The organism is Scytonema sp. NUACC21, from assembly GCF_054684315.1.
The window spans coordinates 192,476-204,875 of the sequence record NZ_BAAFZH010000105.1 but is presented as its reverse complement, the minus strand read 5'-3'; the positions used below and the strand labels follow the sequence as shown (position 1 = coordinate 204,875).

Annotated in this window: 8 protein-coding genes; 4 read left to right on the top strand and 4 right to left on the bottom strand. The window is 41.6% G+C overall.

Annotated elements, in window-relative coordinates; translation table 11 throughout:
• Positions 1-16: 16 nt before the first annotated feature.
• On the top strand, positions 17-721 hold the full coding sequence (locus ACYRY3_RS37490; protein WP_460206801.1) for a CHAT domain-containing protein: 705 nt from the start codon (positions 17-19) through the stop codon (positions 719-721).
• 188 nt (positions 722-909) lie between these two features.
• Here the strand turns inward: ACYRY3_RS37490 and ACYRY3_RS37485 are convergent, their stop codons facing one another.
• The 3 genes from ACYRY3_RS37485 to hpnA all read right to left on the bottom strand — a co-directional run bounded on the left by ACYRY3_RS37485 (position 910) and on the right by hpnA (position 4,517).
• Positions 910-2,049 carry a glycosyltransferase gene (locus tag ACYRY3_RS37485; RefSeq protein ID WP_460206800.1) on the bottom strand — a complete coding sequence of 380 codons (1,140 nt, stop codon included), beginning with the start codon at positions 2,047-2,049 and terminating at the stop codon, positions 910-912.
• Positions 2,050-2,377: 328 nt separating this feature from the next.
• The gene (gene hpnH, locus ACYRY3_RS37480; RefSeq protein ID WP_460206799.1) at positions 2,378-3,400 is read right to left on the bottom strand and encodes an adenosyl-hopene transferase HpnH; all 1,023 of its coding nucleotides are present in this window, start codon (positions 3,398-3,400) and stop codon (positions 2,378-2,380) included.
• Between the two features lie 121 nt (positions 3,401-3,521).
• Complete coding sequence (gene hpnA, locus ACYRY3_RS37475; RefSeq protein ID WP_460206798.1) at positions 3,522-4,517, bottom strand: hopanoid-associated sugar epimerase; 996 nt, start codon at positions 4,515-4,517, stop codon at positions 3,522-3,524.
• Positions 4,518-4,728: 211 nt separating this feature from the next.
• Here hpnA and ACYRY3_RS37470 point away from each other — a divergent pair, with 211 nt between their 5' ends.
• The 3 genes from ACYRY3_RS37470 (at position 4,729) to ACYRY3_RS37460 (ending at position 7,096) form a co-directional block, all read left to right on the top strand.
• Positions 4,729-5,457 (top strand): 5'-methylthioadenosine/S-adenosylhomocysteine nucleosidase family protein, encoded by a 729-nt coding sequence (locus ACYRY3_RS37470; protein WP_460206797.1) that lies wholly within the window; start codon positions 4,729-4,731, stop codon positions 5,455-5,457.
• 109 nt (positions 5,458-5,566) lie between these two features.
• Entirely contained in the window at positions 5,567-6,145 is a 579-nt protein-coding gene (locus ACYRY3_RS37465) for a Uma2 family endonuclease (RefSeq protein WP_460206796.1), read from the top strand.
• A gap of 597 nt (positions 6,146-6,742) precedes the next feature.
• Positions 6,743-7,096, top strand: coding sequence for a hypothetical protein (locus tag ACYRY3_RS37460; protein ID WP_460206795.1), 354 nt, complete (start codon positions 6,743-6,745; stop codon positions 7,094-7,096).
• A gap of 171 nt (positions 7,097-7,267) precedes the next feature.
• Here the strand turns inward: ACYRY3_RS37460 and ACYRY3_RS37455 are convergent, their stop codons facing one another.
• The gene (locus ACYRY3_RS37455; protein ID WP_460206794.1) at positions 7,268-12,394 is read right to left on the bottom strand and encodes an nSTAND1 domain-containing NTPase; all 5,127 of its coding nucleotides are present in this window, start codon (positions 12,392-12,394) and stop codon (positions 7,268-7,270) included.
• Positions 12,395-12,400: the final 6 nt, after the last annotated feature.

Genomic DNA, 12,400 nt, shown 5'->3' with positions numbered 1-12,400 from the left:
AAAAAAGGAGAAAGTTATGAATAACAATAACCAAGGAGTTATTGTTAATGGAGAAAGTATAAGTAATAGTCAAATTGGAGGTGGAGCAAATAGTCAGACAAAGCAGGAACAAAATATTACATATGCACCTAGTCAAACTACAGAAACTAGCAACCCCAGCGCCAAAACAATCCTGATTCTCGCATCCAATCCCAAAACCACCTTACCCTTACGACTAGACGAAGAAGTCCGAGAAATTGAGACGGGATTACAACGAGCTAAATGTCGCTCCCAATATAAGCTAAAACAAAAGTGGGCTGTACGCATCCAAGATGTTTATCAAGCACTACTCGATTTTAAGCCCCAATTTGTTCACTTTAGCGGTCATGGCACAGATAACGATGGTCTTGTACTGGAAGATGAAATCGGAGATGTGCGGTTAGTAGAGACTACTGCATTAGCCAAACTGTTCAAGTTGTTTGCTCCTCCCATCGAGTGTGTTGTTCTCAATGCTTGTTATTCAGAAGTTCAAGCAAGTGCGATCGCCAAACACATCCCCTACGTAATTGGTATGAAAAAGGAAATTGGAGATAAAGCAGCCATCAAATTTGCAACTGGCTTTTACAATGCGGTAGGGTCTGGGGAATCTATTGAGTTTGCTTACAAGCTTGGGTGTAGCGTTATTCAGCTTGATGGGATTCCAGAACACTTGACTCCAGAATTGAAATACGGATGTAGGTAAGTCTTTAGTATTTTCTCACAAATCACTTAGGATTGCTATAGCTAATAGCTAATGTAGCAATCCTAAATCACTTATAAAATTTTTCTTTCTCTCTTTTCTTGGCGCTCTTAGCGACTTGGCGGTTATAATTTTTACAACTCAAATAGGACTGCTATAGTTAATGCTTAACTGCAATCAGCCATCAGCCATTAACCATTAGCAATCAAACCATCAGCCTCAATGCGGAGTCGGCGTCCCCGCCAAAAAACACGACGTCCAAATCCACCCACAACCCAGATTGTAAAACTCAGCAGGTCTCGCAAGGGTAGAATCCAAAGCCAAGGCAGCAGTTTGGGACATTCCATAGTGTATATCGATACCAGCGCTTGTACGTAGCGGGTGAGTAGTGTTGTGAGGGAGAATGCGATCGCCCATCCAGAAAAACCCGATACTAGCAACAGAGGAAGACAATAGACAGTACCGTAGCAAAACACCTGACTGTAATAGATAGAACCGCGATTAAAACGGATAGTTCTTGCCCAGCGCAACTCCCTGTCAAATAACTCCTTAATACTTTCGTTACCCGTGTCCCAATCAAGAATATAGTGGGATAGTTCAACCTTATACCCTGCCAAAGCTGCCCTTTTACCCAAGTTATAATCTGACCCAATTCGGTTTAAACTTAGCCCTCCAAAATTAACTAGAGTCGATCTGCGAGTAGCGATGGTAACTCCTACAGCTAACCGAAGACCACCATCAATGACACGAGCAATCAATACACTGGGAATAAAGTCAACACAGCGACCAAGAGAAGCCAACGCGGCTCCGAGAAACAGGGGTGCATATCCAATATAAGCACAGGTAACAACATCAACTTCACTATATAAAGGAGCCGTAACTGTGTGAATATAGTTGGGATTAACCCGAATATCACCGTCAGCAAAGATAATCACTTCATGCTGAGAATGTTCCAACAGGTAACTCAAGTTACTGTCTTTAAGATTGACACCGCGAGGTTTTAAGCCGACGAAGAGTTTGACCCGATCTGGAAAGGTGGTAACCAGCTTTTCCAATACGGGAACAGCTGGGTCATCCAGGTCGGTGACTCCAAATAAAACTTCATAAGCTGGATAGTTTTGCGTGCATAGGGAAGACCAATTTTCCCATGCTCCCTCGTCCAAACCACGGACTGACACCAAGATAGAAACTGGTGCATCTTGGTTCTGAACAATTTGCTGTTGTGCAGATGCAGAAGAAAAAAACTGATAGGTGCATAAAGCACATGCCAGGTAAAAGATAACTGACCCACCTATCAATATGAAGAACACAATTTCAACAAGAGTAATCATGTTTAATTGTTAGTGGTTAGTGGTTAGTGGTTGGTAGTTTGTGGTGGTTTTTATTAATTATCAGTAACTACTAACCAATAAATAAAACTACTCCTTTTCCGCTCTAAAATTACCGATTTTTGTAGGTAGGGCTATGGCGCACAGAAGCTAACGGTGGGCAGTGCCTAACGGTGGGCAGTGCCCACCCTACGTTTTGAGGTAATCGAATGGCGGGAAGCGAGTAGCACAAATCGACGAAAATAAGGCTACCATTGCACGCTCGTTATAAAGATTGCAGTATCAGCCTTTTACTTTCATCCTTTAGCCTTCATACTTTAGCCTTTTTTTACTAGCTACTTCTTCCCAAGAGCGCCTTAACAGAACGCCCGATGTTGGATGGTTGCATGGCATCCATTGCAGCAGTTGGTTCATAACCACAATGAACCATGCAATCGGCACACTTGGGATTACCGCTAGCTCGACCGTATTCGCTCCAATCAGTGTTGTCTAAGAGTTCTTGAAAAGTTTTATAGTGACCTTCGTTGAGAAGGTAGCAGGGCTTTTGCCAACCAAGAACGCTGTAACTAGGACTACCCCAAGGGGTACATTCATAGTTTTTTTCACCAATCAGAAAGTCTAAAAATAGGGGATTGTGATTAAAGTTCCAGTTTTTCTGACCTGCCTTATAAGGGGCTAAAATTTCCCGGAAAAGGGCTTGAGTTTGTTCGCGTCTGAGAAAATGGTCTTGGTCGGGTGCCCACTCGTAGCTGTAGCCTGGAGAAATTGATATGCCATCAGTGCCTAATGTGGTAAGAAAGTCAAAGAGCTCCTGTATTTCTTTAGGATTTGTATTTTGAAAAACAGTAGTGTTTGTAACGACACGAAATCCCTTTGCTTTTGCAGCACGAATTGCTTGAACTGCAATATCAAACACTCCTTGGCGGTCTACACATTTGTCGTGTAATTCCCTCATTCCATCTAAATGCACGTTAAAAGATAGGTAAGGGGAAGGTTGAAACTTATCAAGACTTTTTTCTAATAATAAGCCATTAGTACAGAGGTAAATAAACTTTTTGCGTTCTACCAATCCTCGTACAATTTCATCAATTTGTGGATGCAGCAGGGGTTCTCCTCCAGGAATAGCAACCACTGGCGCACCACACTCTTCTACTGCAGCAAAGCATTCTTCAGGAGACAAATGTTGCTTCAGAATCTCTTTGGGATGCTGTATTTTGCCACACCCAGAACAAGCTAAATTACAGCGGAATAGGGGTTCTAACATGAGCACCAAAGGAAAGCGCTTGCGCCCCAACAGACGTTGAGTCACCAAGTACTTACCTATTTCCATTGCTTGTTGTAAATGAATTCCCATAATTCTCCTCTACACCATGACATGGGCTAAAGCTAAAAACAGTTTATATTTAACAAATCAACGGATTTTAGCGACTATTTTGTACGGTTATCTTCCGTTCACCACCAAAAAGCCCTTACTTTTATGCTACATCAACGTATTTCTGAGCAACAAACCAATTTACGGCATCTCTCAAAGCAGTTATAATAGGGGATTGAGGCAAAGCTAATTCCTTGACAGCTTTGGAAGCATCGTAGTACATTGTTTGACACGCCATGCGAACGCCATCTATAGGTACAGAAGGGGTTTTGCCAAGAGGCGCAAGAATTTTTTCATCAATCCAAGCAACACTCAAAGGTAACCAATTTGGGGTACGTATTTGAGGCGCAGGTAAACCCGTGATTTCAGCAAGTTGGTCGAGCACATTTTTGAGAGAAAGGTTTTGGTTCCCCAAAATATAGCGCTCTCCGGTTTTTCCTTTTTCCAAAGCCAATATATGACCCCTTGCCACATCTCGGACATCAATAAAATTCAAACCCGTATCTAAATATGCTGGCATCTTTCGCCGAAGAAAGCGCAAAATTATGTCTCCAGTAGGAGTTGGTTTGATATCCATCGGACCAATCGGACTGCTAGGATTAACTATCACAATATCTTGCCCGGAACGTACTGCCAGATGAGCTTCTTGTTCAGCTAGATACTTAGACTTTTTATAGTAGCCAATAAGTTCCTCAAGGGGGCTTTGGTAAGTTTCATCGACAATTTTTCCCGATTTATCTATACCAATAGCAGCAACAGAACTGGTGTAGACCGTTCGTTCAATCCCTGCAATTCGAGCAGCAGCTAAAATATTGCGGGTTCCCAGGACGTTATTTTGGTATAATACATCTTTGTCAGATTGCCATAACGAATAATGGGCTGCAACGTGGAAAAGAACTTGGCAACCCTGTATTGTTCTGTGCAATTCGGTATCGTTTAAGTCACCTTGAATAATTTCTACGTCTAAGTGTTTTAAGTTGTCTAAATTGCTGCTCGGTCGGACTAGCGCCCGGATGTTATAGCCTTCTTCAAGTAGCATTCTGACTAAATTGCCACCAATAAAGCCCGTTCCACCAGTTACAAATGCTCTTCTTGTCATCAGATGAAAACCTCTTTTGAAGTATGAATTATAAAGTATAAAGTATGAAGTAAAGTGTATCTATCAATTTATAATGTATCTTCCTTAGACATCTCCAGAAATTAATTATGCGATCGCCCTTATTTCATTTTCACTCCTATGTCTCTTGTAAGAAACTGGAAATAAGGCATAATTATACAATGGAGTTATTAATTGATTTACCACCAAACAAGTGTCAGATTTAAAAATTCCTATTGATGCCATTCTCGTTCCTCAAGGTGCTGAATATAAATCTGTTTGCAAAGGATTAAACCGTGTTGCAATTCCGAAACCAACTGTTTTCCCAATCCCTATGGGAACATTGGCATTAAAAAATTATTTAAAAACATGGCAGCAATCTGTAAGTCTCCATCCACCTTCGCGAGTTTTGCTAATGGGTTTATGTGGAAGTTTGTCAACCCAATATAATGTTGGAGATATTGTGGTATATCGCAGTTGCGTTTATTCTTTAAAAAAAGAAAATAAGTATTTTCCTCCGTCTGTCTCTCAACTCCTCTGCGATACGGAATTAACAGCAACACTGCAAAATAAATTATCAGCTAAAAAAACTTTTATGGGTGTTGGATTAACAAGCGATCGCCTTATCTATTCTACTAACGAAAAGCTCCATCTCGGTCAAACTTACAGTGCCAATGTTGTAGATATGGAGGGATTTGTTGCACTAGAAACTCTGAGTCAATTAGGCGTTGCTGTGGGTATGGTGCGAGTCGTCAGCGATGATGCACGCCATAATATACCCAATCTGACTGGTGTATTAAACTCTGATGGTTCCTTGCAAGCGCTTCCTTTAACGATGAGATTTCTTCGAGAACCAATTGCTGCGACGCGACTCATTTTTGGTTCCCTACAAGGACTACAGGTATTGCAAGAAGTTACAACTGCTTTATTTGCGAACCACTAGAGATGAGAAATCACAGCTATACAAACGAAGCTTGCCTACGCGGACTAAAAGTGCTCAAACATTTTTAGTTACAATTATAGAGCCACTCAGTTAGACAAGGAGATTTCTGATGTCACTGATGACAGTAAAAGATTTGGAAAAGTTACAAGCAATTCTCTCTGAGGCTGGACATGATTACCAGTTAGAACTCGAAAATGGGAAAATTATCGTTATGGGACCATCAGACATTGTATCCAGTGAAATCGGAGCTTTGCTGATTCGGTTGTTAGGTAATTGGGTTTATCCTCGTCGTTTGGGACGCTTGTTTGACTCTGCGGGCGGTTTTATCATGCCTGATACAAACCTCAAAGCACCCGATGTCTCCTTTGTTCGAGCCTCTCGCCTTCTCCAAAGTCCTCGTTACTTTGGACAACTTGTGCCAGATTTAGTAGTCGAAATTAAATCTCAAAGTGACAGAATAACCACTTTGGAAAAAAAGGTAAAAAGGTTTCTAGAATTAGGAGCTATTGTTGGAATTCTCATTGACCCCGATGAATCAACTGTAACCGTTTATCGACCCACAGAAGAACCAATAGTATTAAGTAATGAAGATTGCTTAACTATTCCAGAACTTTTTCCTGGTTGGGAATTGCCTATTTCTGAATTATGGCCTCCTATCTTTACTGAGGAAGAAACAAGAATTGATTAAGAAGGCAGAAGTACGAGGGCAGAGGGCAGAAGGTAATCCCCATAAATAAATTTAGGGGATTTAATAATGTTTTAGTGGAGATAGGATACGATATCGGAAACTTTAAGAGTATGCCTTTGCAATTCTTGCGGGAGAATTTGTTCTGTGATGTCCACTCTCCTGTTTTTACTTTTTCTATTAAAACCCAAGTGCTGAAAGAGGGAAGACGTCAATCGGGAAAAAGAAATATAAATATTACAAAGTGTAACACTTTTGTCTGAACAGCCGGAACAAAATGCTAATGCGGTGAATCTTTCATATACAGCCAGAATCGATAAAAATTTATAAAGAGAAAATAGCGAACAACCTGCATAAAACGACAGCAGCAAACATACTGCTTTTAAGAACTGGACAAATCTAGAACTTGCCAGTGCATTCAAAGCCTACATACAGCATTTTTCAGGTAAATGAAGTACATAGGTAGGGGCTCTCGGCCGTTCGCCCTTACAGCAACCTGTACCTCATTTAATTGCAATCTGCTGTAAAAGTTTGTTCTGCAACTTAAAGGAACGCTTTTAAAAGCAACTCAACTAGAAGTGTATGTAAAAGAGAGCGCAAATGAAAAAGCAAATTTTGAGTATAGCACTAGCATTACCAACAATATTGCTCAGTACAATTCCTTGCTTGGCAGATATTACAACACCTGCCAAAGTTAAACTTGGAACTTCCGAAGCTGGCGGAACGCTGATTCCAGGAGCAAGCAAAAGACAAGCTGAGCAACTACCTGCAACAGTTGTACCCAATCCTATTGATTTGTCGGGGCGGCGTTGTCCGGGACGTTGTATTCCCGATACAGAAGCGATAAAATCTCACATTTTGACACAGCCCGGTATGGTGCATCAAAATGGGCTGTCAGAATTTGGCGGTTCTAAACCAACACAACAAGTGGCTCCTAACTTACCAAATTGGTAAAAAACCTTGCTTGACTTAGTTTTTGAGATTTCACTCAGTAATTCCCGGTTGTGACAGTCGGGGTGCGGAATGGGTGTTATATTTATGGCAAAAGAAGAGAGGCTTTGATTTCTCCCCCTTCCCTTGTAGGGAAGGGGGTTGGGGGGTTAGGTTTTCTTACAAGGTCTCGGCTCAATGTTCAGTAGAACAAAGTTGTCTATTTTCTGGAGAAACCTTGGGATTGGTCTTGAGATAATCTTGCAAGCGATCGCAAACGGACACCATCAAAGAATCTAATGTTAAAGTTTGCGTTCGTTTGCTATCAAAACGCCAAAGTTTAGCCTTCCCATCCAAACTAGCTGAAACAAAAGTTTTGCCATTAGGGCTAAAACTTACACCCATCACTCCAGCTTGATGTTCTTGAAGAGTTGCTAACAAGCGACCATCAATGTGCCAGAGTTTCACTGTTTTGTCTTCGCTAGCAGAGGCAATTGTTTGACTGTCAGGAGAAAAGCTACTGCTATAAACTCCGGCTGTATGACCGACGAGGGTGCGAAGCAATTGACCGTCACGACTCCAAACCTTAACGGTGCGATCGGCACTAGCTGAAGCAATCGTTTTGCCATCAGGGCTGAAGCTCACTCCATAAACCCAATGGTCATGTCCTTGAAGAGTTTTTAACAAACTTTTAGTATCAACGCTCCACAATTTTATGGTATTATCGGCACTGGCTGAAGCAATCGTTTTGCCATCAGGGCTGAAACTAACTCCATACACCTCAGCCTTATGCCCCTTAAAAGTGTGCAGCAAAGAGCCATCGCGACTCCAAAGTTTGATATTGTTATCTCTACTCGCAGTTGCAAGCGTTTTACCATCAGGGCTAAAACTGACACCATTGACTTCATCACTATGTCCAGTGAAAGTGCGAAGCAACTGACCATTACTTATTCGCCAAAGTTTAACAGTGCTATCGGCGCTGGATGAAGCCAAGGTCTGACCGTCGGGAGTAAAGCTGATGCCGTAAATTGGGCTGCCATGACTGGGTAGAGTTTTGAGTAAAACACCATCATTTCCTCTCCAGAGTTTTATTGTGCCATCTAAACTGCCAGAAGCAACTATTTTTCCATTGGGAGAGAAAATTGCACTTTCAACTCCATCATTGTGTCCTGCAAGAATTTCCAGTAAAGAAATATCTCGGCGCTGCCAAAGTTTGATAGTGTTGTCATTGCTTGCTGAGGCAATTGTTTGACTGTCAGGACTAAAACTCACATCATAAACTCCGCCACTATGTCCAGTGAAAGTTTCTAACTCCACACCATTGCGGCTCCAGATTTTGATAGTATTATCCCGACTTGCTGAGGCAAGAGTTTTGCCATTGGGACTAAAACGTACACCCCAAACCGATTCAGTATGTCCGGAGAGAGTTTTGAGTAAGCGACCATCGGTGACATTCCAAAGCTTAACAGTTTTATCAGTGCTTGCAGAAGCAAGAGTCCTTCCATCAGGGCTAAAGGTGACAGAATTAATCCAATCGCGATGACCTGTTAAGGTTTTTAGTAAAGTTCCATCACTTGCTTTCCACAGTTTGATAGTCCGATCTTCACTCGTTGAGGCTAGGATATCACCTTGAGGGCTAAAGCTGACGGCGATCGCTCCTGCAGTATGCCCAACCAAGGTTCTCAACAGTTGACCGTTGCTGGTTTTCCAAAGCTTAATGGTTTTATCGGCACTTGCAGAAGCAATCTCTGTACCATCAGGGCTGAAGCCGATGCCATTAACAGTTTGCTGATGTCCTTCGATAGTTTTGAGCAACTGACCGTTCTTAACACTCCAAAGCTTGATGGTTTTATCGGCACTTGCAGAAGCGATCGCTGTACCATCAGGAGCAAAGCGAACGCTGTAAATTAAATCGCTATGACCGGGTATTGTTCTTAACAGAAGACCATCTTGCTTCCATAACTTAATTGTGCGATCGGCACTTCCGGAAGCGATCGTCCGACCATCGGAGCTAAAATCGATACTCGCAACCCAAGCCTTATGGTCTTCAAAGCGGTTGCGTTCTTGGGTATCTGCAAGTACCTGCGCCAATAAACTCATTGTATTAACAACTACATCTGTTGGAACGCCAAGAGTACTTTTTAATTGTTTTGCTGCTTTGACACTTGCTAGAGCTGCTTCTAAGTGCTGATGGGATAGTAAATTAGCTTCAGATGAGGAATTCAAAGCTTCGATCTCTCTCAGTTGTGCTTCTCGTCGTTGCAAATAAGCTAAACTTCCAAGAGTACAGGCGGCGACTCCCAAGACGCTCAACGCCACCACAGCCCTTTGTGCTTGTCGCAGTCTTCTTTTTTCCTGTAGTTGCTGTTGTTTCCTTTGTAACAAACAAGCTTCAATAAATCTTTGAACATCAGCAGAGAGTTCATTAGTGTACTTGATGTAAATATCTTCTGCTTCTGCTAACCGCACACCTTGTAACAAGAAATCAAATTGGCGATCGCTTTGCAACCATAATTGAGAAGCATGCTCAATTTGCCTTTGCTTTCGCAAGCGTTCCCGATTTTCCTCCAACCACCAGCGCAGAGTTGACCAATGACGAATCAAGATTTCATGAGCAACTTCTACAGTCACTGTGTTTGAGGGGAATAAGGGAGAAGAAGGCGTAAATTTTTCCTTGTCTCCTTCTCCCCTAGCACCACCAGGAACTGCATTTTCCGCCAAATTTACAACCACAAGCTTGGCATCTGTCAAAACTTTGAGAGTTCTTTCTACCAACTCCTTGGGATATTTCTTCACCATTAATTCTGACTTGTGTATTCGTCGCCGAGTATCTTCCGTACCCTCTCCTAACTGGGTCAAAGATAAAAAAATCCACTTAGCACATTCTTGAGCTTGAGCATCTAAACTTTCGTAAACCGCTTGACACGATCGCTGCAATGCGCCTTGAATTCCACCCAATTGCTTTTGGTATACTTGTAAAGTCAACTCACCTTTAACGCGGTGCTGCCATAACTGTTCTAAAACAAATTCCAGTAAAGGTAAATCTCCTGAGGAATTATCTAATTCCCGCAGCAAAACCTCGACCAATTCTGGTTCAACTTTTAACCCAACTTGTTGGGCTGGATTGACAATGACATGTCGATAATCATCTAAACTCAACCCAGATGGAACCAATACACTTGACTCTTGCAAAACCTTTGCTAGTTCCGGTATCTCCAAACAAGGAGAGATAAAGTCAGCTCGCAAAGTCACAATTAATTTAAACCGATCCGAAGCATATTGCACCGCACCTAACACAAGTTCTAAAAACTTTTCTCTATCTAAAGCTGGTGCAAGAGTAAATAATTCCTCAAATTGATCTATTACCAAAACCACCATTGGTTCTGACTTACTACGCATCCAGTAAACAAAGCTTTCTACTCCTTGATACAGTATCCCTTCAAGTAAAGAGGGTGAAGAAGATGAAAGACCTTGTCCCATACATAATGCTAAAGTTTCAAGAGGACGAGACCCCGGACGAAGCGTTCCAATCCACCAGCCATCGCTATTAGGTATTTGTTTACCCAAGCGCAAGTTCGGGATTAAACCAGCTTGCACAACTGAAGATTTGCCACTACCAGAAGCACCTACAACAGTAAGAAATGAGGAATTTGCCAGTTGGTGAAGGAGTTGTTGGATTAAAGTTTCTCTACCGTAAAAATACTGGCTATCTTCTTCAGAAAAAGCAGTTAATCCCATGTAAGGGCAAACTCCCAAATCTAATCCTGAACTCTTTTCTCCTCTTTCCGTTTTTGATGGCAAAACTTCTATAATACCTTGTGTACCAGATAGCCAAACATGAAGAGGTATAGCGCTACCTGCTAGGGAAATTTGGATTTTTGCGATCGCTGCTGCTGCAGATAATCCTTCCGATACAGAAGCTGTCATCAAACTAGAAAGAAAAGTTTGAGCAAATTTTTCTGGCTCGGAAACTTTGGAAATACACGCAATCAAACATTGCCCTTGTTGAGAGTCAACCAGCAAATCCTCGACCCAACTTTTTAAAGAGACAATTTTCGAGGTTGGCGCAAGACAATCCAGTATAATCATTTGTTTAGCTTTACACTCATGTAACTGTTGCTTTAACCACGAACGCTTAATACGAATATTCTCTCCTAATATCAACCCTTCCCAAGATTCAGTTTCCTCAATTTGTCCCCGCAAATACAATAAAATTGTTTCAGCCTCTAAAGAGTGCAAACAATTCGATATCGCTTCTTTCAAAACCTCTGTCGATACCTTACCTGCAGGCAAATATTCTAGTTCAAAAACCCCACTACTTCCCAATCGTTTGCTAATTTCTAAAGTTGTTTTATGAGCTGATAAACCCTCAACAATAATTCCCAACCGAGAATGAGTTTTTGGAAGTGATTCTAAAGTTTTGCCCAAAACGAGTTCTCCAACACCTTCCACAATTCGCTTGGGAGTTTGCAAGGGATATTCTTGAAAAAGTTGAGTATCACCTTGACCGCGTTTCTGTTGATTCATCAAGCGTCGTTGCTGATTGGTTTTATCAATATACTGCAAAGTCTGATGGTAAACATATCGATACAAACCATCCACAGAAATAAGACCTTGAGAATCTGCTGCATCTCCCCGCAATCCACGGATTAAAAAATAAGTAAAAACTCCATGACCCAGTTCCGGAAATTCCCACGATTGCTGGTTAGTATCGCAGGAAAGCAAGGCATAAAATCCCTTACTTTTAGCATGACTTTTAGCAGCCACTTCCTGCAAATCTTTGACAAATTGTAATGTAGGATTAAGCAAAGATTCTGTAGTTGTTCCTCTGAGAGTCAGACCACCACTGTGACAAGCATCCAGCCACACAACTTGATTTTGTGCCGCACATTGAGTGAGCAATTTCAATATTTCTGTTAAAGATAAAGCCGTACCGAGCAAATCATCTTTTTGTGTATCCGTCAAACAGAGAAACCCTTGATGAGAGTTTTCCTCTATCATTCCGTGCCCGGAAAAATAGAACAAAATAGTATCAATAGGTTTAGCTGCAGCAGTTATTTGCTGGAGATTGGCAAGGACATTATCTAAAAAAGGCAATTGCTCGGCAAAATCGTGGAAAATTTTTACTTCTTTTTCTGTAAATTCTACTGCGGCTTTGGTTAAAGCTTCTGCCAAAGATTGGCAATCTACTGCTGAATAGCGCAAATTGGGAAGCCGTTCATCTTGGTATTGATTCACTCCCACCAACATTATCCATAGCTTTGCTGTTGGTGAATGTTTTGCTGAGTGTGAGCGACTAGTTGCGATACCAAGAGGACACATATTAAT